The following is a 22104-nucleotide window of genomic DNA, read 5'->3' on the forward strand; positions in this document are numbered from 1 at the left end:
AACGCCCGGTTACATTCCGAACCCGGAAGCTAAGCCTCACAGCGCCGATGGTACTGCAGGGGGGACCCTGTGGGAGAGTAGGACGCCGCCGAACTAATTTTGATAAAGCCTCAACCCCCAGACATTGTCTGGGGGTTGAGGCTTTTTTGCGTTCTGTCCGTTTACAGTTCGTCGTATGCGCTACGACCTGGTGATCTTCGACAACGACGGCGTCCTCGTGGACAGTGAGCCGATCTCCAACACCATCCTCGCCCAGTACCTGACCGAGCTCGGTCACCCCACCACGTACGAGGAATCGCTCAGGGACTACATGGGGGCCGCCGTGCACCGCGTGCACGACCTCGTGCGCGAGCGGACCGGTCAGGAGCTGCCGGCCGACTTCGACGAGAACCTGCATCAGCGGGTGTTCTCCGCGTTCGAGCGGGAGCTCACGCCCGTCGCCGGCACCGAGGATGTGCTCGGGAAGCTCACCGCCGAAGGGATCTCGTACTGTGTGGCCTCCTCCGGGAGTCACGAGCGGATCCGGGTCGGACACCGCACGACCGGGCTCGACCAGTGGTTCGAGGAGGAGTGGATCTTCAGCTCCGAGGACGTGGGGCAGGGGAAGCCCGCGCCGGACCTGTTTCTGCACGCCGCCGACCAGATGGGGGTGCCGCCGGAGCGCTGTGCCGTCGTCGAGGACAGTCCGCTCGGCGTGCAGGCCGCGCGGGCTGCGGGGATGGATGTGTACGCGTATACGGCGATGACTCCCTCCGAGCGGCTGGCCGGGGCCAACGCGTACTTCTTCGACATGGGACAGTTGCTCGAATTGTTGCGCTGATCCATCTACCCGTCGGTAGGCGGCGGCTCTACGCTGTGCGGCCATGACAGAAGCGCGGCTGCGGCAGGGCAGAGCCTCCCTGGTGTTCAGTTTCTTCGTGCAGGGCGTGACCTTTGCGCTGCTCGTGACCCGGATTCCGGCGATCCAGGACCGGTACGGGATATCCGACGGGCTGCTGCCCGCCTTCCTGGCCGCCGTGCCGGTCCTCGCCGGTGTCGGCAGTGTCGTGACCGAGCATCTGGTGAAGCGGATCGAGCCGCGGCTGATGCTGCGGTGGTCGCAGCCGGTCGTGTTGCTCTCGCTGCTCGGTGTGGGTGCGGGGAGCGAGCTGTGGGAGGTCGCGCTGTCGCTCGGGGCCTTCGGGCTCGCGGTGGGTGCGCTGGATGCCTCGATGAACATGATCGGGGTGAGCCTGCAGCACGCGTACGGGCGCAGCATCATGCTCGGTTTCCACGCGGCGTACAGCCTCGGCGGGATCGTCGGGGCCTCGCTCGCCTGGGTGGGGGCGCACTGGGATCTCTCGCTGTTCGTGTCGTATCTGCCGGTGGTGGTGGTTCTTGCGCCGGCGGCGCTGATCGGGAGCCGGTGGTACGCGGACGGGGGCCGGCCCGCGGCCGCCGAGGGTGGCAAGGGTGTCGCGCAGCCCGTGGTGTTCAAGGCGCTGCTGCCGCTGTGCCTGGTGATGACGTTCGCGTATATCGGGGACTCGACCGTCTCCAATTGGAGCGCGAAGTATCTGGAGGACGTGCTCGGCAGCTCCGATGAGGTCGCGACCGTTCCTTACAACGTCTATATGGTGACGACGCTGCTGGGGCGGGCCGTCGGGGATCTCGGGGTGCGCCGGTTCGGTGCGGTGTCCGTGGTGCGGGGCGGGACGGTGCTCGCGGCGCTCGGCTTTGCGGTAGTGGCCGTGGCGCCCGGGGCGTGGACGGGGATCGCCGGGTTCACGCTGCTCGGGTTCGGGCTGTGTGTGATCGTGCCGCAGACGTTCGCGGCGGCCGGGCGGATGTTCCCCGAGGATTCGGATACGGCGATCGCGCGGCTGAATATCTTCAACTACGTGGGCTTCCTGATCGGTTCGCCGCTCGTCGGGGCGATCGGGGACGCGTGGAGCTACCGGGGCGCGATGCTCGTGCCGATGGTCCTGGTGCTGCTGACGCTGGTGTACGCCCGGTCCTTCGCGGCCGGTGCCGACCGATACGGTGAGGGACATGAGCGGCCGCGCGCAGTTGATGTGGGATGACGCAGTCACGGGGTACGACTTCGGGCCCGAGCACCCGATGGATCCCGTACGACTGGACCTGACCAGGAAGCTGATCGGCGCCTTCGGCCTGGACCAGGAGCTGAAGGTGGTGGCCGCGCAGCCGGCCGGGGACTCGACGCTTCAGCTGGTGCACCGTGAGGACTTCATCGCCGCGGTGAAGGCGGCGTCCGCGGATCCGGGCGCCGCGGATCCTTCGTACGGCATCGGGACGCCCGACGATCCTGCGTTCGCGGGCATGCACGAGGTGTCCGCGCTGATCGCCGGGCAGTCCGTGGCGGCGGCCGAGGCGATCTGGCGCGGTGACGTGGCGCACGCGGTGAACTTCGCGGGCGGACTGCACCACGCGATGCCCGGGGGCGCGGCGGGTTTCTGCATCTACAACGACGCGGCGCTGGCGATCGCGCGGCTGCTTGAGCTGGGCGCCGAGCGGGTCGCGTACGTCGATGTCGACGTGCATCACGGGGACGGGGTGCAGGCGGCCTTCTGGGACGACCCCCGCGTCCTGACGATCTCGCTGCACGAGCACCCGCGGACCCTCTTCCCGCAGACCGGCTGGCCCGAGGAGACCGGGGGCGGGGCGGGTGAGGGCAGTGCGGTGAATGTGGCGCTGCCCGCGGGGACCAGCGACGCGGGGTGGCTGCGGGCCTTCCATGCCGTGGTGCCCGAGCTGATCGGGGACTTCCGGCCGCAGGTGCTGGTCACACAGCACGGGGCCGATACGCATTTCGAGGATCCGCTGGCGCATCTGGCGATCTCGCTGGACGCGCAGCGCATGGTGCAGTCCGCCTGTCATGATCTGGCGCATGAGCACGCGGACGGGCGGTGGCTTGCGCTCGGCGGCGGGGGCTACGCGATCGTCGATGTCGTGCCGCGGTCGTGGACGCATCTGACGGCGATCGCCGCGGGGGCGCCGGTCGATCCGGCGGCCGAGGTGCCGGAGGAGTGGCGGCATGAAGTCTTCGCGCGGACGCGGCAGTTGGCGCCGGCGCGGATGACGGACGGGCGGACCCCGAAGTGGCTGGACTGGGCGTCGGGTTACGACCCGGCGGACCGGCTCGACCAGACGATCCTGGCCACGCGGCGGGCGGTGTTCCCGCAGCGAGGGCTGCTGGCCTGAGCGCGGGAGTGCGCCGGGCCCGCGGACGAGGCGCGGCGCGCGGCACAGGGCGTTGTTAGCCCAACTGTGGGGTATTTAGTTTGTTTTGGGGCCTTCATGCCGTCAACTGCGCCAACATCAAGGGGTGTTGAGCGCCGGCGCCTTACGCGCGCATCTGCTGGCGGCCCGGCTCGCCGGCCCCATCGCCACCTCGCGGGAGAAATCTCTCCGCAACTATCGGCTGTTCGCGGCCCGGGACCCCAGAATGCTCCTCGGGCTCGATCCTCAAGGAGCTTGGGCGGCAGGGGACTTGCTGGCCTTGATGGCCGACAGGTGCGGAGTCTCGCCCGACCCGCGGGAGTGCGAGGGCGGCGATGTCATCGACCCCGAGCTCACCCTCGCGGCCCTGAACGCCTTCGCCGCACGGCTCGCGGCGGCTGCGGAGCGTCAGCTCCCGGTGCTCTTCGGGACCGGCCATCCGCACCGGCTTCTCGGCTTCTACGGTGCCCTGGCAGACGCTCTGTCGGCGGCGGGATGTGCTGTTCTCACCCCTGCGCAGGGTTGCAGTGTCGACATAACGACTCGGTTTGGTCTACGCACGTACAACCTTGATTACGTACGAGGAGTCGCGCTGCTGCGCGAAGCCGGCGCGGAAGGCGCCGGGCGTGAGCCGGGCGCACACAGTCACTCCCCGCTGCCGGTTCGGACCGCCCTGGGTGCCGCCGCGGCTGCCCGCGGACCGCTGCCCGGCCTTGTCGTGGGGGACCACGGATGGGTCTGCGGTGCAGGTCAGCTGGGTATTGAGGCGATCGGCCTGGCAGATACGGATGATCCGGCGCTGTTCGTCGGAGAGGCCGAGGGGCGCGTGTCCGTCGCCGTTCCGCTTGATGACGCTGTGCGGTCTGATTACTACCGACCGCTTACTCGCTACGTACTCAATCGGGCGGGTCTGTCACAGTAGAGGACCGATCGCAGCACCTCTTCCCCACTCGCACCACCCGCCCCTACTCTGGGGAGTGAGCGCATGGCGACGAGGAGTCACCGGAAGGGGAAGCCGGTGCCCGTCCATGTGCGGAAGGTTCAGGTGTGTCATGGCTGCTGACCAGAGGCCTCTTTCCGAGGTGGCGTTCCTGACCGTGGCGGAAGTCGCCTCGGTGATGCGCGTATCGAAGATGACCGTGTACCGCTTGGTGCACAGCGGTCATCTGCCCGCGATCCGGGTGGGGAGGTCCTTCCGAGTCCCGGAGAACGCGGTTCACGAGTACCTTCGCGATTCCTATGTGGGGGTGGAGACGGCCTGATCGAGCCCTCGCGGGAACCTCGATTACGGGCTTGGAGCTCGGGCGGGTAGGCTTGCCCCTCGTAGGTCGTGTGGGCCTAGTCTGCCCCGCACCGAGTGAAGAGAAGTGAGCGAGGGTAGTCGTGGGCTCTGTTATCAAGAAGCGGCGTAAGCGGATGGCCAAGAAGAAGCACCGCAAGCTGCTCAAGCGCACTCGCGTTCAGCGTCGCAACAAGAAGTAAGCGACGCTGGAACAGCGCTCTGTGGCCCTCTCACCGTCCGGTGGGAGGGCCACAGCCGTTTTCCGGCCTTTCGTTTCCGGTCGTTTCCGGCCCCCGTTTCCCGTTTCCTGTGGCTGTGGTCACTTCGTGCATCGGTCGGTCATCACAGCGCAACATCGACCCGATACGGTGGCGATGGCGCGCGGTTCTACGGGGCGGTACACGGGGAAGGCAGGAGCTGATCTTGGGCAAGGTCGTGCTCGTCACCGGGGTGGCCCGGCAGCTCGGCGGTCGTTTCGTACGGCGGATCCAGCGCGACCCCGAGGTGGACCGGGTGATCGCCGTGGACGCGCAGGCGCCCGCGCATCTGCTCGGCGGCGCGGACTTCGTCCAGGCCGACATCCGCCAGCCCGCCATCGCGCGGGTCCTCGCCGAGCACTCCGTGGACACCGTGGTGCACATGGACGTCAGCGGGACGCCGTTCGGCGGCGGCAGCCGTGGCTCGGTCAAGGAGACCAACGTCATCGGCACGATGCAGCTGCTCGGTGCCTGCCAGAAGTCGCCCACGGTGAAGCGGCTCGTGGTCAAGTCCTCGACCAATGTCTACGGCTCGGCGCCGCGCGACCCCGCCGTGTTCACGGAGACCACACCGCCCAAGTCGCTGCCCAGCGGCGGCTTCGCGAAGGACGCGGTCGAGGTCGAGGGGTACGTGCGCGGCTTCGCCCGGCGCCGGCCCGACGTGGCCGTCTGCGTGCTGCGTTTCGCCAACATCCTCGGGCCGACCGCCGAGACCCCGCTCGCCGAGTACTTCTCGCTGCCCGTCCTGCCGACCGTGTTCGGCTATGACCCGCGGCTGCAGTTCGTGCACGAGGACGATGTGATCGAGGTGCTGCGGATCGCGTCACACGATCCCGTCCGCGGCACCCTGAACAGCGGGACGTTCAACGTGGCAGGGGACGGGGTGCTGCTGCTCTCCCAGTGCTCGCGGCGCCTCGGCCGGCCGACCGTGCCCGTGCTGCTGCCCGCCGTCACCTGGGCCGGGACCGCGCTGCGCACGGTCGGGCTGACGGATTTCTCGCCGGAGCAGGTACGGCTGCTCACACACGGCCGGGTCGTCTCGACGGTGCAGATGCGCGAGACACTGGGGTTCCGGCCGAAGTACGGCACCGCCGAGACCTTCGCGGACTTCGCCCGCAGCCGCGGGCCCGGGCTGCTGCCGCCCGAGGCCCTGGCCGCGGCGGTCGATCGGGTCGCCACGGTGCTGCCCTCGGGCGGCGGCGCGGCGGCCGGGGGATCAGGCGGCGACAGCAGTACGCACCCGACGCAGAGCGCCAACTGAGGAGCGCAGGAGCAATGGCGGACGCCAAGGTCATTCCGTTCGACGACGACCGGTCGCGCGGTGGTGCCAAGGGGCAGGGACCGGGGCGGCGGCGGTCGTCGCGGCGTGCGGGGCCGGGTGCTTCGGGTACTTCGGGTACGGCTTCCGGTGCCGCCGAGCCCGTCTCCGTACGGGAAGTGCGCGGGGCCTCCGAGCAGCCGGTGCAGGCGGTGCCCGGGCAGGGGCAGCAGGCGTCCGCGCGGGCCGAGGTGCCCGCGTCGACCGGTGGCGGGGGCGGCTGGGAGCGGAAGCTCGCCGGCGGGCTCGCGTTCCTCCGGCGGCGGATCACCGGGGAGTACGAGGTCGACGAGTTCGGGTACGACGAGGAGCTCACCGACCAGGTCCTGATGTCCCTGCTGCGGCCCGTGTACGAGAAGTACTTCCGGGTCGAGGTGAAGGGGATCGAGAACATCCCGGCCGACGGCGGTGCGCTGATCGTCGCGAACCACTCCGGGACCCTGCCGCTCGACGGTCTGATGCTGCAGGTCGCCGTGCACGACAACCATCCGGACCAGCGGCATCTGCGGCTGCTCGCGGCCGACCTGGTGTTCATGCTGCCGGTGGTCAACGAGCTGGCCCGCAAGGCCGGGCATACGCTCGCGTGCGCGGAGGACGCGCAGCGGCTGCTTGAGGCCGGTGAGCTGGTGGGTGTGATGCCCGAGGGGTTCAAGGGGATCGGCAAGCCGTTCAGCGAGCGGTACAAGCTGCAGCGCTTCGGGCGGGGCGGCTTCGTGTCGACGGCGCTGCGGGCCGGGACGCCGATCGTGCCGTGTTCGATCGTCGGGGCGGAGGAGATCTACCCGATGATCGGGAACGCGAAGACGCTGGCGCGGGTGCTCGGCTTCCCGTACTTCCCGATCACGCCCACGTTCCCGTGGCTCGGGCCGCTCGGTGCCGTACCGCTGCCGACGAAGTGGACGATCCAGTTCGGTGAGCCGATCCCGACGGACGGATATCCGCCGGAGGCGGCGGAGGACCCGATGCTGATGTTCAACCTGACGGATCAGGTGCGGGAGCAGATACAGCACACGCTGTACAAGCTGCTGGTGCAGCGGCGGTCGGTGTTCTTCTGAGGACATGACGAAGGTGGGCACCCTTTTCGCAAAGGGTGCCCACCTTCGTACGACCTGCTACTCCGCGTCCTCGCCATCGATGCCGAGGCCCGGAAGGAGGCCCGGCAGGAGCGGAGGCAGGGTGATGTCGGGCTCCGGGGACTTGCTGCCCTTGCCGGAGGGGCTGGGGCTCGCCTCGTCCTTCGGCGGGTCGAGGAGACCGCCGGTGGAGCCGCCGAGGAGGCCGTCCTCCTCCTCGCCCGCGCTGGGCGGCGGCTTGGGCTTGCTCTCGCCGCTGGGGCTGCTGCCCTCCGTCCCCGCGGTGCTGGGCGTCGAGCGCTCGTCCCCTTCCGGGCGGCCGCTGTCGGTGCCGCGGCCCGGCTGCTCCTTGCCGCCGCCCGATGAGGGCGGGGTGGGCAGCAGGGACTCCAGCGGGCCGACCTCACGCTCTATGGCGTCGAAGACCGAGGCGACCTCATCGCCCACATCCGTCAGCTGCGGCGGCAGCGCACTGCGCAGAGCGCTCCAACTGCCGCGGTGCGACTGCGAGAACGTGGAGAGCGCCTGGATGGGGGCGAGCGAGCCGTCCCGGGCATAGGCCTCGCTGAGGAGGCGGTGGCCCTCGGAGGCGTCGTGCTTCATCCCGTTCAGCGCGCGTCGCACCTCGCCCAGCGACTCGTGGTCCAGGGGGCCGGACCGGCCGCGCTCCATCAGGCGGCGCGCCTCGGACAGGCGCGTGGACGCCTGGTCGAGGTAGAGCTCGCCACGCGAGGAGTCATTGTCGGCCAGGCCGAGCTTGAAGTCCTCCATGCCGCGCTTCAGCCCGTACAGCGAGTCGCCCGGCAGGGCGTCGGAGCTGGCGGCGGCGACGCCGCTGAACGCTCCGGCGGCCACGCCGACGGTGAGCCCGCCCGCGGCGATGCCCTTGGAAAGACGGGACCGCGGCCGGAATCTGCTCGCCGGGCTCGCCCGGTGGGCGCCCTTGCGTGCGCGCTGTTCCGGAACCGAAGCCTCGCCGCCCGCGAACATCGCCTCCATCGCGGCCACGAGCTGCGCCCGCTGCACGACCTTGACCTCGGGGTCGAGCTCGGGCTTGGGCAGCTCGGCGAGACCGTCCGCCAAGGCCAGCATCCGGCCCTGCTCCGAGGGTTCGGACCGGTCAGTCGCCTGCGACTGCTGTGCGGCCGCCGTGCCCTGGTCGGACTGATCCTCCAGGGCCTGGGCGAAGGCGTTCGCCCGCCGGTGTGCCGAGACATTCGCGATCACTGGCGGCACCTCCTCTCATCAAGACGTCCGACTCCCCAGGGGGTCCTGAGGGTTGCACGCCCGGCGCGGGTCCACTCCAACGAGTGAGGGGACCCGTCCAGGCTGCGACCACAGGGAGCCTGCATCCCGCACAACGACCGTCGCGGCACTTGGGTTACGGACGAAAGATGATCGGACCGCTGTCTCTTGAAGTGAGGCATCCGCTCGTCACAAGGGGTGAGTTGGGAGTTACGGGCCGTGGGGGGAGAGGGGCTCGTGAGGCGCGTGAGGCGCGCCCGCTCAGCGTGCGTCGTCCGGAAGGAGGCGGGCCAGGGTGCGCACGGCGCGGTACTGGAGGGTCTTGATCGCGCCCTCGTTCTTGTTCATGACCCGTGCGGTCTCGGCGACCGACAGACCCTGGAGGAAGCGCAGGGTCACGCATTCCTGCTGCTGCGGGTTGAGGCGGCGGACGGCTTCGAGCAGGGCCGCGTTGGAGAGGGACTCGAGGACCGAGTCCTCCGGGCTGCGCTCCACCTCGTTGGCGTCGAGCATCTCGCCGGTGGTGACCTCGAGCCGGAAGCGGCTCGACTTGAAGTGGTCGGCCACCAGATTGCGCGCGATGGTCACCAGCCAGGCGCCGAAGTCGCGGCCCTGCCAGGTGAAGGTGCCGATCCGGCGCAGGGCGCGCAGGAAGGTCTCGCTGGTCAGGTCCTCCGCGGTGGCCTTTCCGCCGGAGCCGACGCGGTAGTAGATGTACCGGTACACCGTGTCGCTGTACTGGTCGTACAGCCGGCCGAAGGCATCCGCCTCGCCGGCCTGGGCGCGCTCGACGAGCTCCATCATGCGCGCGCTGTCACTGTCGGCGGCGGGGCGGCGGGTGGTCGTGGACGTACCTCCCGTGGTGCGCCGACGTCTGCCGACCGAGGCGGTACTGCTCTCGGCCAGCGCATAGCAGGGACCGGCCGGGCCGCTTGCGACAGCGACCGGCACGGCGAAGGCGGGGACGGCGTACGCGGTGGGGACGAAGCCGCGCAACAGGTCCAGATGCGATTGGACCGTTGCGCGCAGCGTAGCCAGGCCCGAGGCGTCAACCCCGACGTGTGGGTACACGGGACTCCCAGAGGCAGAGCTTCCATCACGTGCAGTGGTGGACCGTTCACCCGTCGTAGCGACTGGTGGGGTCCTCAATGCGTCTGAGGAGAATAACGCTTCGTACAGGCAGCACTACACCCAGTTGCTCAAATCACCGGTTCCGTCTCTTCTGTTACCTAGTGCGGGCGGTTCAAGTACCACTGAGTGACCGGTTGTTGATCAGATGAGACCGTGATCTGTCTTTGCCCAGGGCCTGTTGTGGTCACTTTCCGCGAGGTCGCGTCAAGACGACTGGCGGGAGCGGTGCGCGGGTAAGAGACAGGGATTGCCGGTGTGGCGCGCCGATTCGCGCGCATATGCGGGTCGTCTCAGCGACGGCGGCGGTGGACCGCGATGGCGGCGGCCGTTCCGCCCGCGAGCGCGCCGACGCCGGCCGCGGCCGGAATGCCGACCTTGGCCGCCTTGCGGCCCGTCCGGTAGTCGCGCAGCCGCCAGTCCCGCTCGCGCGCGTGCTTGCGGAGTTTGCTGTCGGGATTGATCGCGTACGGATGTCCCACGAGCGACAGCATGGGGATGTCGTTGTGCGAGTCGCTGTACGCGGCGCAGCGGTCGAGGTCGAGATCCTCGGCGGAGGCCAACGCCCGTACGGCTTCCGCTTTCGCGGGGCCGTGCAGCGGTTCGCCGACCAGCTTGCCGGTGTAGACGCCGTCGACGGACTCGGCGACGGTGCCGAGGGCGCCGGTGAGGCCGAGGCGGCGGGCGATCACCGTGGCGATCTCGACGGGGGCGGCCGTCACCAGCCAGACCTTCTGGCCCGCGTCCAGGTGGGCCTGGGCCAGGGCGCGGGTGCCGGGCCAGATGCGCTCGGCCATGTACTCGTCGTAGATCTCCTCGCCGATGGACATCAGCTCGGAGACGCGGTGGCCCTTCACGATGGACAGGGCGCTGTCGCGGGCGTCCTGCATGTGCTCCGGGTCCTCGACGCCGGCCAGCCGGAACCAGGCCTGCTGCCAGGCGAAGCGGGTGAGCTCGCGGCGCTGGAAGAACTTCCGCTTGTACAGGCCGCGGCCGAAGTGGAAGATCGCGGCGCCCTGCATGACCGTGTTGTCGAGGTCGAAGAACGCGGCGGCTCTGTCGTCGCCCTCCACGGGGAAGGGCGTCTCCTCCTCGGCGGCGGGCTGGTCCTGCTCGTACTGCTCGTGCAGTTCCTGCTCGGATTTGCGGGCGGCCTCGGCCGAGGCCTCGCCTGCCAGGACGCTGCGCGCGGTGGCGGAGCGCCTACGGGGGGTGAGCCATCCCAGAGCGGCCATGTCGTGAGCATAGCTATTTCGGGCGGGCGTGCCGGATGCGGGCTGTGAACAGTGCGCTACCGAAGCGTTAAACCGGCCGGGGGCGCGGGGTTGGACAATGGGGGAATGAGCCCACTGTTTCGGCGGAGTCCGAGGAAGAACCCGGCGCAGAGCACGGTCACCTTGATCGGGAAGCCGGGGTGTCATCTCTGCGAGGTGGCGGCGGAGGTGGTCCGTGGCGTGTGCGCCGAGACCGGGGCCTCACTGGTGATGGAGGACATCACGCAGGACGCGGAGTTGCGCCGTAAGTACTGGGAGCAGATTCCGGTGGTCCTGGTGGACGGCGAACAGCATGACTTCTGGAAGGTGGATCCGGACCGGCTGCGGCGCGCGCTCGGCGTCGCGTGAGCGTCCGGTGAGGGTCCGGTGCCCGGAAAGTCCTTTAGGATCGGGGGCGGTTTGGTCTCGGGGGCGAGGAATCGTGAGGAGTGTGTGCGGTTTTGCCCCTGTTTCGTATGTCGAGAGCGCGGTGTCGCGCCGGTCGTCGCTTTGGTTCCACTCCGGCGCACAACTCGTGCGTGACCCCGGTCACTTTGGCCGGGCAAATCGGACACCATCTTTGTGCACGCGTTCACAAAGACATAGCCTGCATTCGACGGGGCGGTCCAGGGACACAAGACCGCCTGCAGCCCCGCTCTACCCGCAGGAGCACCGTGGCAACTGGCCGAACTCACCGACCGGCGACCCGCAGCCGAGGGATTCCCGAGGCCACCGTCGCCAGGCTTCCGCTGTATCTGCGCGCCCTGACCGCGCTGTCGGAGCGCTCCGTTCCCACGGTCTCCTCCGAGGAGCTCGCGGCTGCCGCCGGGGTCAACTCCGCGAAGCTGCGCAAGGACTTCTCCTACCTCGGGTCCTACGGGACGCGTGGCGTGGGCTATGACGTCGAGTACCTCGTCTACCAGATCTCCCGCGAGCTCGGGCTCACGCAGGACTGGCCCGTCGTGATCGTCGGTATCGGTAACCTCGGTGCGGCGCTTGCCAATTACGGCGGTTTCGCGTCCCGCGGGTTCCGGGTGGCCGCGCTGATCGACGCCGACCCCGCGATGGCCGGGAAGCCCGTCGCCGGGATGCCCGTGCAACACACCGATGATCTGGAGAAGATCATCGACGAGAACGGTGTGTCGATCGGTGTCATCGCGACGCCCGCCGGTGCCGCCCAGCAGGTCTGCGACCGTCTGGTCGCCGCCGGTGTCACCTCGATCCTGAACTTCGCCCCGACCGTGCTCTCGGTGCCCGACGGCGTGGACGTGCGCAAGGTCGATCTCTCGATCGAACTGCAGATCCTCGCGTTCCACGAGCAGCGCAAGGCCGGCGAGGAGAGCGAAGCGGCCGGTGCCGCAGCGCCCGCCGCGCGGACGGCCGCCGAGCAGGGCGACCGGAAGGGACCCGACGGGGACGTACCCGCCGTGATGCCCGCATGAGTCTCCTCGTCGTCGGTCTCAGCCACCGCAGCGCACCCGTGAGTGTGCTGGAGCGGGCTGCCCTGAGCGCGGACGCCCAGCTGAAGCTGCTGCAGGACGCGGTGGCCGCCGAGCCCACCGCCGAAGCCGCGGTGCTCGCGACCTGCAACCGGATCGAGCTCTACGCCGACGTGGACAAGTTCCACGCCGGTGTCGCCGAGCTCTCCACGCTGCTCGCCCAGCACTGCGGTGTCGGGCTCGAGGAGCTCACTCCGTATCTCTATGTGCACTACGAGGACCGGGCCGTCCACCACCTGTTCTCGGTGGCCTGCGGGCTCGACTCGATGGTCGTCGGCGAGGGCCAGATCCTCGGGCAGATCAAGGACGCGCTGGCCAACGCGCAGGAGCAGCACACCGCGGGCCGGCTGCTCAACGATCTCTTCCAGCAGGCCCTGCGGGTCGGCAAGCGCGCGCACTCCGAGACCGGGATCGACCGGGCCGGGCAGTCGCTCGTCACCTTCGGTCTCGAGCAGCTCGCGGACGGGCGTCCGGTCGCCGAGTGGGCCGCCGGCAAGCGCGCCCTGGTGATCGGTGCCGGTTCGATGTCCTCGCTCGCCGCGGCCACGCTCGCGCGGGTCGGCGCCGCCGAGGTCGTCGTCGCCAACCGGACCTACGAGCGGGCCCAGCACCTCGCCGAGCTGCTCGTCGAGCAGCACCCCGCGCTGGCCGCGCGGGCCGTGGCCATGGACGCCGTGGCCGATGAGCTGACACGAGTCGACATCGCCGTCTCCTGCACCGGCGCGACAGGTCTCGTCCTGACCGCGGACGTGATCACCACCGCGCTCGCCGGTCCGGTGCCCGCCGCCGTCGGCGCGCACGCCGCGCACTCCTCCGATCTGCGCGCGCCCGACGGCAGCCTCGTCGCACGCCTGGCCGCCGCGGCCGCGCGCGACGGGCGGATCGCCGAGGGGCACGACGTCACGCACGAGGGCCACGAGGCCTGCCCGGTCGGGCTCGACGACGCCGGGCACGCCGACTCCCTCGATCTGCACGGCAGTTGGGCGGACAACGGCACCGCGCTTGAGCGCGAGGCCGGTCTCGTTCGGGATGGGGCGAAGGCTCATGTCCCGCACCCGGGTGTGCGCCTCGCGCTGCTCGACCTCGCGATGCCGCGGGACATCGACGCCGCCGTGCACGCGATCGCCGGGGCGCACCTCGTCGACATCGAGTCGCTCGCCGAGGCCTCCGCCGACGCCCCGATGGCCGCCGACGTCGACATGGTGCGCGGCATCGTGGCCGACGAGGTCGCCGCGTTCGGCGCCGCGCAGCGGGCCGCGCAGATCACGCCGACCGTCGTGGCGCTGCGCACCATGGCCGCCGAGGTGGTCGACAACGAGGTGGCGCGGCTGCGCGGACGCCTTCCCGACCTGGACGAACGACAGCAGGCCGAGGTCGTGCAGACCGTGCGCCGCGTCGTCGACAAGCTCCTGCACGCTCCGACCGTGCGGGTCAAGCAGCTCGCGGGCGAGCCCGGCGGTGCCGGGTACGCGGACGCGCTGCGCACCCTGTTCGACCTCGACCCCGAGACGGTGGCAGCCGTGTCGAAGGCCGGACCCGCATACCTCGCCGAGATCAAGAAAAAGGGGCGGGCATGACCCAGCAAGCACTCCGGCTCGGGACCAGGCGCAGCAAGCTCGCCATGGCCCAGTCCGGTCATGTGGCCGACGCCGTACGCCAGTTGACGGGCCGCGAGGTCGAGCTCGTCGAGATCACCACCTACGGTGACACCTCGCGTGAGCACCTCGCGCAGATCGGCGGCACCGGGGTCTTCGTGACCGCGCTGCGCGACGCGCTGCTCGCCGGCGAGGTCGACTTCGCCGTGCACTCGCTCAAGGACCTGCCGACCGCGCAGCCCGACGACCTGGTGGTCGCCGCGATGCCGCGCCGCGAGGACCCGCGCGACGTCCTGATCGCCCGCGACGGCCTGACCTTCACCGAGCTGCCCGACGGCGCTCGCGTCGGTACCGGGTCGCCGCGCCGGATGGCCCAGCTCAACGCGTACGCCCGTAATCACGGGATGCGCATCGAGACCGTGCCGATCCGCGGCAACATCGACACCCGCGTCGGATACGTGCGCAAGGGCGAGCTGGACGCGGTCGTGCTGGCCGCCGCCGGGCTCAGCCGCATCGGCCGCACCGACGAGGTGACCGACTTCCTGTCGGTCGACACCGTTCTGCCGGCTCCCGGTCAGGGAGCCCTGGCGATCGAGACCCCCGCGGTCAACGCGGACCTCATCGCCATGCTCGGCGAACTCGACGACCCGTACACCCGGGCCGCCGTGACCGCCGAGCGTTCCCTGCTCGCCGCCCTGGAGGCCGGCTGCTCCGCACCTGTGGGTGCGCTCGCCGACCTCTTGTCCGACGGACAGGTTGTCAAGGAAATGCGCCTGCGCGGCGTCGTCGGCACGACCGACGGCTCGGCGCTGGTGCAGCTGTCCACCACCGGTCCCGTACCCACCACACATGACCAGGCCATGGCGCTCGGACGCGAACTCGCGGACGAGATGCTGGCCAAGGGTGCGGCCGGTCTGATGGGGGAGCGAGCACATTGAGCCCCACCGCCTCTGCCAATAAGGGCTATCCCGACCAGGGTTATCCCGCAGCACCCGCCACCGGGCACGTCACCTTCCTCGGTGCCGGCCCCGGCGATCCGGGCCTGCTGACGCTGCGCGCCGTCGAAGCACTCGCCGTCGCCGACGTGCTGATCGCCGAGCCCGCAGTGCTCGACGTCGTCCGCACTCACGCCCGCGAGGGCGTCGATGTGCAGGGCACGGCTGCGCCGGGCTCGCCTGACGAATCATCAACGGCGGCTGACGCGGCCAATCTTGTCATGGCGTCCGCGCGGGGCGGCAGGCGGGTCGTGCGTGCCGTGACCGGGGATCCGGGCCTCGACGCGAACGCCGCCGACGAGATGCTCGCGTGCGCATCGGCCGGTATCCCCTTCGAGGTGGTACCGGGTATCGCGTCCGCCGTCGGTGTGCCCGCGTACGCGGGAGTGCCGCTGCGGGACGGGTCCGTGACCGATGTGCGCTTCGTCGACGCCCGTACGGCGTCCGAGCGCTGCTGGACCGAGGTCGGTGCGTCCGACGGCACGGTCGTCGTCTCGACGACCCTGGAGACCGTGGCCGCGGCGGCGGGTGAGCTGGTGTCCGCGGGCCGCAAGCCCGACACCCCGCTGACCGTCACCGTCGCGGGGACGACGACGCGGCAGCGCACCTGGAACGCGACGCTCGGCACGGTCGCGCAGGTGCTCAAGCAGGCCAAGGTGCTGCCCTCGCCCGAGGGGCACCAGCCCGTCATAGCCGTGGTCGGTGAGCGTTCCGGTGCCGCCCGGCGTGACGAGCTCTCGTGGTTCGAGTCGAAGCCGCTGTTCGGCTGGCGGGTGCTCGTGCCGCGCACCAAGGAGCAGGCTGCCTCGCTCTCCGACCAGCTCGTCTCGTACGGCGCCGTGCCGCACGAGGTCCCGACGATCGCCGTCGAGCCGCCGCGTACGCCGCAGCAGATGGAACGCGCGGTCAAGGGGCTCGTGACCGGCCGCTACGAGTGGATCGCCTTCACCTCGGTGAACGCGGTCAAGGCCGTGCGCGAGAAGTTCGAGGAGTACGGGCTCGATGCCCGCGCCTTCGCCGGGATCAAGGTCGCTGCGGTGGGCGAGCAGACGGCCGCGGCGCTCATCGCGTTCGGTGTGAAGCCGGATCTGGTGCCGTCGGGTGAGCAGTCCGCCGCGGGTCTCCTGGAGGACTGGCCGCCGTACGACCCGGTCTTCGACCCGATCGACCGTGTCTTCCTGCCGCGCGCCGACATCGCCACCGAGACGCTGGTCGCGGGTCTGATCGACCTCGGCTGGGAGGTCGACGACGTCACGGCCTACCGCACCGTGCGGGCCTCGCCGCCGCCGGCGGACACGCGTGAGGCGATCAAGGGCGGTGGCTTCGACGCCGTGCTCTTCACGTCGTCCTCCACCGTGCGCAACCTTGTCGGTATCGCGGGCAAGCCGCACAACGTGACGGTGATCGCGTGCATCGGTCCGGCCACGGCCAAGACGGCCGAGGAGCACGGGCTGCGCGTGGACGTGATGGCCCCGGAGCCGTCGGTGCACAAGCTGGCCGAGGCGCTGGCGGAGTTCGGTGCCTCGCGTCGCGCGGCGGCCGTCGAGGCCGGGGATCCGGTGACGCGGCCGTCCGAGAAGCGGCCGGGCGCGCGCCGGCGCCGGGTGGCGACGCAGTAGGTTCGGGTGCGGCGGGGCGGGTGGTATGTCCCCGCCTGCCCCGTCGAGGCCTGTCCCCGCCGGCCCCGTTGACGAGAAGGTGAACACGATGACTACGTACGGTTCGTTTCCCGGGACGCGGCCGCGGCGGCTGCGCACCACCCCCGCCATGCGGCGCATGGTCGCCGAGACGCGGCTGCATCCCGCGGATCTGATCCTCCCCGCGTTCGTACGGGAGGGGATCAGCGAGCCCGTCGCCATCTCGTCGATGCCCGGGGTCGTGCAGCACACCCGGGACACCCTGAAGAAGGCGGCCGTCGAGGCCGTCGAGGCCGGGGTCTCCGGGATCATGCTCTTCGGGGTGCCGGTCGACGAGAAGAAGGACGCCGTCGGGACGGCGGGCACGGACCCGGACGGGATCCTGCAGCTCGCCATCCGTGACGTACGGACCGAGGTCGGCGACGACCTGATCGTCATGTCCGACGTCTGCCTCGACGAGACGACCGACCACGGCCACTGCGGTGTTCTCGACGCCGAGGGCCGGGTCGACAACGACGCGACGCTCGAGCGGTACGCGGAGATGGCGCAGGTGCAGGCCGACGCGGGTGCGCACGTGCTCGGCCCCAGCGGCATGATGGACGGTCAGGTCGGTGTCATCCGCGACGCGTTGGACCAGACCGGCCACGAGGACGTGTCGATCCTCGCGTACACCGCGAAGTACTCCTCCGCGTTCTACGGCCCGTTCCGCGAGGCCGTTGCCTCCTCGCTCAAGGGCGACCGCAAGACCTACCAGCAGGACCCGGCCAACCTCCGGGAATCCCTGCGGGAGTTGGCGCTCGACCTCGAAGAGGGCGCGGACATGGTGATGGTCAAGCCGGCCGGTCCCTATCTCGATGTCCTGTCGAAGGTCGCCGACGCGGTGGACGTGCCGGTGGCCGCGTACCAGATCAGCGGCGAGTACTCGATGGTCGAGGCCGCGGCCGAGAAGGGCTGGATCGACCGCGACAAGGCGATCATGGAGACCCTCACCGGGATCCGGCGCGCGGGCGCGAACATGATCCTCACCTACTGGGCGGTGGAGGCGGCGCGTCAGCTCCGGTCGAGCTGAGGCCGGTCCACGTACTCCGTGGTGACGAGGTCGCCGTAGGTCTTGCGCAGCAAGGGCTCGGCGACCTCCGGTTTGTCCACGCCGACCATGACATGGCCCTCCTCGGCCGCGTCGATCGTCCGGATCGCGAATTCGCCGTCCCAGCGCTTCATGTCGTCGGCGATACGGTCCTTGAGCGCTTCGAGCTCCGCCTGCGAGGCGGTCGTGGCGCGCAGGCGTACGGACACGTTCTCGGGGATGCCGCGGCAGGCGACGCGGTCGAAGGCGGCGTCCGGTATGCGGTACAGGATGAGGGCCCGGCCGTCGTGGTCGACGCGCAGGCCGGTGTAGACGTGCCGGAAGCGCTCCTGCGCGACCTTGTCGATATGGGCCAGCGCGACCTCGACGGCGTCCTTCGCCTCGGGTGCGCGCGGGCCCTTGCAGGACGAACTGCCTTGCCGCGTACGGACGGTGGGCTTGTCCTCCGCGTCCTGCCCCGCGCAGCCGGCCAGGCCGAGCAGGCCGGTCGCTGTCGCGAGGGTCAGGGCGAGGGTGGTGGCCGGCCGGGAGTGCCGTGCTGATCGTGTGCGCATCATTCTCGCCTCCGCGGATCTGACGCCGGGACCGGCCACCGGGTTCCGCTTCCCTCCGCTCTACTACTCCTCTTCCTCCTCTTCCTCCTTTTCCTCCTTGAACACGGCCTCGACGTTGTTCCCGTCCGGGTCGTTCACGAAGGAGCAGTACGCCCGGTACTCGGGCCACAGCCGCGGTGCCTCGCGCTCCGTGCCGCCCGATTCGAGCGCCGCCTTGTGGAACGCGTCCACCTCGGCCCGGCTGCGGGCCGTGAACGCGACGTGCAGCCCGCGGGTCGCCTCCTGCGGGGTCGGCGCGGTGTACATCCCGAAGGAGGGCGTGTCCGCATCGGAACGCCAGAGCTCCGCGGCGTTGCCCTCGTAGGCCTGGATGGAGACGTCGAGGGGCGCGAGGGCGGCGGCGTAGAAACGCTCGCTGGCCTTGAAGTCGCTCACGAGGAGGGTGACGTGGTGGATGAAGGGGAAGGGGGGCTGCGGCTGCTCGGTCATGGGCGGGAGCCTAGCTCCGTCCCTGTTCAGTCCCACCAGAACGACCAGGTGCGGGCCGTGAGCAGCTCTACCGCGTAGGTCTCGGGGGTGGTGGCGGGACCGGACTGGTCGATGGTGTCCGGGCAGAACGCGTAGTGCTCGGCGGCGAGTTGCTCCGCGGCGGTACGGGTCGTCGGCGGGGCGGCGACCGAGAGCAGCATCGTGTCGAAGCCGAGGGCGACGAGCCGGACGCCGAAGCGGTCCTCCCAGGAGCGCATGACCGCGCACAGCCGGGCCACGTCGTTCTCGTGGTTGAGCGGGCCCGTCCAGCCGATCGCGGCCGGGATGTCGGCGCTGCGCCGGGCCGGGACCAGGGCGATCCGGGCGTGCGGCAGCCATGCGACGCCGTCCGCCCCGGTGACGTACTCCGAGAGCTCCTCGGCGTCTGCATCCGGGTCGCAGGCGGGGGTGAGGGCGGGGGTGGCGAGGCCGTGCCAGGCCGGCGGGGTGTCCTCGTCCGCCTCCTCGGCTGCGTACGCCTCCCAGAAGCCGGCCAGGACCTCCTCGGCGTCGTGGTTGCCCGGGTGCGACATCATCCGCGGGCGCAGGTGCCCGAGCGTCCGGACGCCGCTGCCGCCCGCCCGGTCCGCGAGGAGCACCGGCAGCAGTCCGTGGCGCCGCGCGGGCAGCACTCCGGCCCAACTGCGGGGCCCTGCAGGGGAGTCGGCGATCCAGAGCAGAGGCTGGTCCGAGGGTCCGTCCGCGGTCGTGTCGACCAACCCGCCGGGCGGCAGGCGCAGACCCAGGGTGGTGCCCGTCGGATCGGCGGCGATCTGCGGCAAGGGATTCGGGAGCGAGGCCATGGTGACGACGGTAGGCGGCGGCACTGACATTGCGGCGGGGCGCCGGGCTGCGGGCGGGTGGCCGGGGAGTCGGCGGCCATTGCTCGGCGCCCTGCTGCGGCGGCCTGGCGGCGAACGCGCGTCCGGATCGTGGAATGTTGGATGTACACGGCAGGCAGCGTCCTTAGGCTGCGTGCGAGAGGCGCAAGCCGTCGCACGCCATCAGCGGCGTGCTGTCGACCGCAGAAGGAGCCGCCGCCGTGACCGTCGTTGAGCAGAGTGCCGCTGCATTCGTTCCCGCACCGCCGCTGGCCGCACGGGCACGGAACGTAGGGGGATCGCCCGTGCGCGACATCCTCGCCGTCACCGCGCGGCCCGAGGTGATCAACTTCGCGGGCGGGCTGCCCGCGCCCGAGCTGTTCGACGTGGCCGGGGTGGCCGACGCGTACGCGCAGGTGCTCGCGGAGAGTGCCGGGCAGGCGCTGCAGTACTCGACGACCGAGGGCGAGCCCACGCTGCGGGCCGCGCTCGCGGCGCGCAACAGTGCGCGCGGACTTCCCACGGACGCCGACGACTTGCTGATCACCAGCGGCTCGCAGCAGGCCCTGTCGCTGCTCGCGACGGCGCTCGTCGAGCCCGGGGACACGGTGGTCGTCGAGAGCCCCACCTACCTTGCGGCGCTGCAGGTGTTCGCGTTCGCGGGCGCGCGCGTGGTCGCCGTCGCTTGCGACGAGGACGGGATCGACCCCGAGGCCCTGGACGAGGTCGTGGCGCGGGAGCAGCCCAAGATGCTCTATACGATCCCGAGCTTCCAGAACCCGACCGGCCGGACCATGACCGCCGAACGGCGCGCCGCCGTCGCCTCGGTGGCCGCGCGGCGCGGGCTGTGGATCGTCGAGGACGACCCGTACGGGGAGCTGCGGTTCGAGGGCGAGCGGGTGCCGTGGGTCGCCACGTATCCGGGCGCCGAGGACCGGACCGTGCTGCTCGGCAGCTTCTCCAAGGTGATGGCGCCCGGGATGCGCCTCGGCTGGCTGCGCGCCCCGGGCGAGCTGCGGCGGGCGTGCGCGGTCGCCAAGCAGGCCGCCGATCTGCACACACCGACCGTCAACCAGCTCGCCGCCGCACGGTACTTGGCGGACCGTGACCTCGACGCGCACGTGGCGAAGGTCGCCGCCGCCTACCGCGAGCGGCGCGACGCGCTCCTCGACGGGCTCAAGGACGCACTGCCCGAGGGCTCGGTGTGGAACCGTCCCGAGGGCGGCATGTTCCTGTGGGCCCGCCTCCCGGAGGCGTACGACACCACGGAGTTGCTCCGTTCCGTGGTCGAGCACGAGGTGGCGTACGTGCCCGGGGCCCCGTTCTTCGCCGGGGCGCCGGACCGCTCCACGATGCGGCTGTGCTTCGTGACGCACGCGCCGGAGGAGATCGCGGTGGGTGTGGAGCGGCTGGGGCGGGCGCTTCGGGCGGTCTGATCAGCCGGTCGGGTTCGCCCTGATCAGCCGGTCGGATCGGCCGGTCGGGTTCGCCCTGATCAGCCGGTCAGGCCGGTGAGGAGCCGGCGCCCCTCGGGCCAAGTGCCCAGTCCGCTCGCCGAGTTGAGATGGCCGCCCCCGTCCGTCAGGTGAAGGTCCGCCTTCCACTGGTGCGCGAAGTGGGTGGCCATCTCTGCGGTGCAGTACGGGTCGTCGGGGCTGCCCACCACCAGGGCCGGGCAGGGCAGCGGGCGGGCGGCCGAGGCGAGGAACGTCGAGGCCGCCTCGCGGGGGAACGCCGGGCCCTCCGGGTCGGGCGGTGCGACGAGGAGGGCGGCTCGGACGCGGTCCGGTGCCGTCCCGGTCAGCCAGTCCGCGGCCGCCCAGCAGCCCAGGCTGTGCGCCACCAGGACCACCTCGTCGGAGGGGAAGCGGTCGTACGCGTTCTGCACGGCCGCGATCCAGTCGGAGCGGTCCGGAGCGGACCAGGACGCCGGGGCGATCCGTACGGCCGCGGGGCCCGACTCCTGTTCCCACAGGGTCTGCCAGTGCTGTTCGTCCGAGCCGTCGATGCCGGGGATGAAGACGTACGCGACCACTGCCTGCCACCGTTTCCTTCGTCGTCCCGTACCGTTCCGGGAGCGCCTGGCGCCGATTCTGGGGGAAGCGGTCGGACGGCGGGGGCCGCGCAAGTGATCTCAAGGCAGGGGGCGGGCAGAACGATGGAATCACTCGACCGTACGGACCGCGAGATCCTCGCGCTGCTCCAGAACGAGGGCCGGCTCAGCGGAGCCGAGGTCGGACGCCGGGTGGGGCTCTCGCAGCCCGCGGCCAGTGCGCGGATCCAGCGGCTCGAAAAGTGCGGGGTCATCGCCGGGTACCGGGCCGTCGTCGACCCGGTGGCGCTCGGCCTGAACATCCACGCCGTCATCCGGCTGCGCACGACGCATGCCCAGCTCTCCCGCGCGCTCGACCTCGCCGCGGCGACCCCGGAGATCACCTCCACCGTACGGATCACGGGCGAGGACTGTCTGATCTTCGACGTGCACTGCCCGCAGGCCGGACGCCTGGAGGAGGTCGTCGACTCCCTGGCCCGGTTCGGGCCGGTGACGACCTCGCTGGTGCTGCGGACGTATCCCCCGAAGCCGCTCACCGCTCCCTAGCGGCCGAGGGCAAC

The 22104-nt window shown here is 70.7% G+C and carries 23 protein-coding genes and 1 rRNA gene; 17 read left to right on the forward strand and 7 right to left on the reverse strand.

All coding sequences use genetic code 11. From position 1 onward, the window contains the following. The 9 genes from rrf to ACIBI4_RS07375 all read left to right on the forward strand — a co-directional run. Positions 1-94 (forward strand): 5S ribosomal RNA (gene rrf, locus ACIBI4_RS07335); the annotation flags it as partial. Positions 95-175: 81 nt separating this feature from the next. Next, the gene (locus tag ACIBI4_RS07340; RefSeq protein ID WP_399202670.1) at positions 176-820 is read left to right on the forward strand and encodes an HAD family hydrolase; all 645 of its coding nucleotides are present in this window, start codon (positions 176-178) and stop codon (positions 818-820) included. A 43-nt stretch (positions 821-863) separates the two neighbouring features. Continuing rightward, positions 864-2063 (forward strand): MFS transporter, encoded by a 1200-nt coding sequence (locus tag ACIBI4_RS07345; RefSeq protein ID WP_399202671.1) that lies wholly within the window; start codon positions 864-866, stop codon positions 2061-2063. Beyond that, entirely contained in the window at positions 2032-3201 is a 1170-nt protein-coding gene (locus ACIBI4_RS07350; protein WP_399202672.1) for an acetoin utilization protein AcuC, read from the forward strand. The genes ACIBI4_RS07345 and ACIBI4_RS07350 overlap by 32 nt, the downstream gene beginning before the upstream one ends. 124 nt (positions 3202-3325) lie before the next feature. Beyond that, positions 3326-4141: a phosphatase gene (locus tag ACIBI4_RS07355; protein ID WP_399202673.1), complete on the forward strand. Its 816-nt coding sequence runs from the start codon at positions 3326-3328 to the stop codon at positions 4139-4141. Between the two features lie 130 nt (positions 4142-4271). Beyond that, on the forward strand, positions 4272-4481 hold the full coding sequence (locus tag ACIBI4_RS07360) for a helix-turn-helix domain-containing protein (RefSeq protein WP_176954010.1): 210 nt from the start codon (positions 4272-4274) through the stop codon (positions 4479-4481). A 121-nt stretch (positions 4482-4602) separates the two neighbouring features. Further along, the gene (locus tag ACIBI4_RS07365) at positions 4603-4701 is read left to right on the forward strand and encodes a 30S ribosomal protein bS22 (protein ID WP_003948845.1); all 99 of its coding nucleotides are present in this window, start codon (positions 4603-4605) and stop codon (positions 4699-4701) included. 223 nt (positions 4702-4924) lie between these two features. Beyond that, the gene (locus ACIBI4_RS07370) at positions 4925-6019 is read left to right on the forward strand and encodes an NAD-dependent epimerase/dehydratase family protein (RefSeq protein ID WP_399202674.1); all 1095 of its coding nucleotides are present in this window, start codon (positions 4925-4927) and stop codon (positions 6017-6019) included. Positions 6020-6033: 14 nt separating this feature from the next. Further along, entirely contained in the window at positions 6034-7131 is a 1098-nt protein-coding gene (locus ACIBI4_RS07375; RefSeq protein WP_399202675.1) for a lysophospholipid acyltransferase family protein, read from the forward strand. 57 nt (positions 7132-7188) lie between these two features. Here ACIBI4_RS07375 and ACIBI4_RS07380 read toward each other — a convergent pair whose 3' ends face one another. The 3 genes from ACIBI4_RS07380 to ACIBI4_RS07390 form a co-directional block, all read right to left on the reverse strand. Beyond that, positions 7189-8376 carry a DUF5667 domain-containing protein gene (locus tag ACIBI4_RS07380; RefSeq protein ID WP_399202676.1) on the reverse strand — a complete coding sequence of 396 codons (1188 nt, stop codon included), beginning with the start codon at positions 8374-8376 and terminating at the stop codon, positions 7189-7191. Positions 8377-8655: 279 nt separating this feature from the next. After that, entirely contained in the window at positions 8656-9465 is an 810-nt protein-coding gene (locus tag ACIBI4_RS07385) for an ECF subfamily RNA polymerase sigma factor, BldN family (protein WP_399202677.1), read from the reverse strand. Between the two features lie 350 nt (positions 9466-9815). Beyond that, complete coding sequence (locus tag ACIBI4_RS07390) at positions 9816-10757, reverse strand: HAD family hydrolase (protein ID WP_399202678.1); 942 nt, start codon at positions 10755-10757, stop codon at positions 9816-9818. Positions 10758-10862: 105 nt separating this feature from the next. On the opposite strand from ACIBI4_RS07390, the gene ACIBI4_RS07395 reads away from it, so the two are divergent. From ACIBI4_RS07395 to hemB, 6 genes are all read left to right on the forward strand, one after another. Next, positions 10863-11144, forward strand: a complete 282-nt coding sequence (locus tag ACIBI4_RS07395; protein WP_399202679.1) for a glutaredoxin family protein — start codon at positions 10863-10865, stop codon at positions 11142-11144. Positions 11145-11449: 305 nt separating this feature from the next. After that, on the forward strand, positions 11450-12217 hold the full coding sequence (locus ACIBI4_RS07400) for a redox-sensing transcriptional repressor Rex (RefSeq protein WP_399202680.1): 768 nt from the start codon (positions 11450-11452) through the stop codon (positions 12215-12217). After that, on the forward strand, positions 12214-13851 hold the full coding sequence (locus ACIBI4_RS07405) for a glutamyl-tRNA reductase (RefSeq protein ID WP_399202681.1): 1638 nt from the start codon (positions 12214-12216) through the stop codon (positions 13849-13851). Before ACIBI4_RS07400 ends, ACIBI4_RS07405 begins: the two co-directional genes overlap by 4 nt. Then, a complete protein-coding gene (hemC, locus tag ACIBI4_RS07410; protein ID WP_399202682.1) occupies positions 13848-14807 on the forward strand; it encodes a hydroxymethylbilane synthase in 960 nt (319 codons plus the stop codon). Before ACIBI4_RS07405 ends, hemC begins: the two co-directional genes overlap by 4 nt. After that, on the forward strand, positions 14804-16483 hold the full coding sequence (locus ACIBI4_RS07415; RefSeq protein ID WP_399202683.1) for a uroporphyrinogen-III synthase: 1680 nt from the start codon (positions 14804-14806) through the stop codon (positions 16481-16483). The genes hemC and ACIBI4_RS07415 overlap by 4 nt, the downstream gene beginning before the upstream one ends. Positions 16484-16571: 88 nt before the next feature. After that, positions 16572-17570 (forward strand): porphobilinogen synthase, encoded by a 999-nt coding sequence (gene hemB, locus ACIBI4_RS07420; protein ID WP_399202684.1) that lies wholly within the window; start codon positions 16572-16574, stop codon positions 17568-17570. Here the strand turns inward: hemB and ACIBI4_RS07425 are convergent. From ACIBI4_RS07425 to ACIBI4_RS07435, 3 genes are read right to left on the reverse strand one after another with little or no spacing between them, the layout of a single operon-like run. Continuing rightward, complete coding sequence (locus ACIBI4_RS07425) at positions 17552-18145, reverse strand: hypothetical protein (RefSeq protein ID WP_399202685.1); 594 nt, start codon at positions 18143-18145, stop codon at positions 17552-17554. The genes hemB and ACIBI4_RS07425 overlap by 19 nt on opposite strands. A gap of 60 nt (positions 18146-18205) precedes the next feature. Then, positions 18206-18631, reverse strand: coding sequence for a VOC family protein (locus ACIBI4_RS07430; protein WP_399202686.1), 426 nt, complete (start codon positions 18629-18631; stop codon positions 18206-18208). Positions 18632-18657: 26 nt separating this feature from the next. Further along, positions 18658-19473, reverse strand: coding sequence for a DUF4253 domain-containing protein (locus ACIBI4_RS07435; protein WP_399202687.1), 816 nt, complete (start codon positions 19471-19473; stop codon positions 18658-18660). Between the two features lie 239 nt (positions 19474-19712). Here ACIBI4_RS07435 and ACIBI4_RS07440 point away from each other — a divergent pair, with 239 nt between their 5' ends. After that, the gene (locus tag ACIBI4_RS07440; protein WP_399202688.1) at positions 19713-20927 is read left to right on the forward strand and encodes a PLP-dependent aminotransferase family protein; all 1215 of its coding nucleotides are present in this window, start codon (positions 19713-19715) and stop codon (positions 20925-20927) included. A gap of 59 nt (positions 20928-20986) precedes the next feature. Here ACIBI4_RS07440 and ACIBI4_RS07445 read toward each other — a convergent pair whose 3' ends face one another. After that, positions 20987-21526, reverse strand: a complete 540-nt coding sequence (locus ACIBI4_RS07445; RefSeq protein WP_399202689.1) for an RBBP9/YdeN family alpha/beta hydrolase — start codon at positions 21524-21526, stop codon at positions 20987-20989. Positions 21527-21649: 123 nt separating this feature from the next. Here ACIBI4_RS07445 and ACIBI4_RS07450 point away from each other — a divergent pair, with 123 nt between their 5' ends. Further along, positions 21650-22090 (forward strand): Lrp/AsnC family transcriptional regulator, encoded by a 441-nt coding sequence (locus ACIBI4_RS07450; RefSeq protein ID WP_399202690.1) that lies wholly within the window; start codon positions 21650-21652, stop codon positions 22088-22090. Positions 22091-22104 lie beyond the last annotated feature (14 nt).

Origin of the sequence: Streptomyces sp. NPDC050418 (genome assembly GCF_044458745.1) — a bacterium.
In the GTDB taxonomy this organism is placed as follows: domain Bacteria; phylum Actinomycetota; class Actinomycetes; order Streptomycetales; family Streptomycetaceae; genus Streptomyces.

Coding starts and splice junctions, on each gene's coding strand:
- ACIBI4_RS07340 (WP_399202670.1), top strand. CDS start 176: ATGCGCTACGACCTGGTGATCTTCGACAACGACGGCGTCCTCGTGGAC.
- ACIBI4_RS07345 (WP_399202671.1), top strand. CDS start 864: ATGACAGAAGCGCGGCTGCGGCAGGGCAGAGCCTCCCTGGTGTTCAGT.
- ACIBI4_RS07350 (WP_399202672.1), top strand. CDS start 2,032: ATGAGCGGCCGCGCGCAGTTGATGTGGGATGACGCAGTCACGGGGTAC.
- ACIBI4_RS07360 (WP_176954010.1), top strand. CDS start 4,272: ATGGCTGCTGACCAGAGGCCTCTTTCCGAGGTGGCGTTCCTGACCGTG.
- ACIBI4_RS07375 (WP_399202675.1), top strand. CDS start 6,034: ATGGCGGACGCCAAGGTCATTCCGTTCGACGACGACCGGTCGCGCGGT.
- ACIBI4_RS07390 (WP_399202678.1), bottom strand. CDS start 10,757: ATGGCCGCTCTGGGATGGCTCACCCCCCGTAGGCGCTCCGCCACCGCG.
- ACIBI4_RS07395 (WP_399202679.1), top strand. CDS start 10,863: ATGAGCCCACTGTTTCGGCGGAGTCCGAGGAAGAACCCGGCGCAGAGC.
- ACIBI4_RS07405 (WP_399202681.1), top strand. CDS start 12,214: ATGAGTCTCCTCGTCGTCGGTCTCAGCCACCGCAGCGCACCCGTGAGT.
- hemC (WP_399202682.1), top strand. CDS start 13,848: ATGACCCAGCAAGCACTCCGGCTCGGGACCAGGCGCAGCAAGCTCGCC.
- hemB (WP_399202684.1), top strand. CDS start 16,572: ATGACTACGTACGGTTCGTTTCCCGGGACGCGGCCGCGGCGGCTGCGC.
- ACIBI4_RS07425 (WP_399202685.1), bottom strand. CDS start 18,145: ATGATGCGCACACGATCAGCACGGCACTCCCGGCCGGCCACCACCCTC.
- ACIBI4_RS07430 (WP_399202686.1), bottom strand. CDS start 18,631: ATGACCGAGCAGCCGCAGCCCCCCTTCCCCTTCATCCACCACGTCACC.
- ACIBI4_RS07435 (WP_399202687.1), bottom strand. CDS start 19,473: ATGGCCTCGCTCCCGAATCCCTTGCCGCAGATCGCCGCCGATCCGACG.
- ACIBI4_RS07450 (WP_399202690.1), top strand. CDS start 21,650: ATGGAATCACTCGACCGTACGGACCGCGAGATCCTCGCGCTGCTCCAG.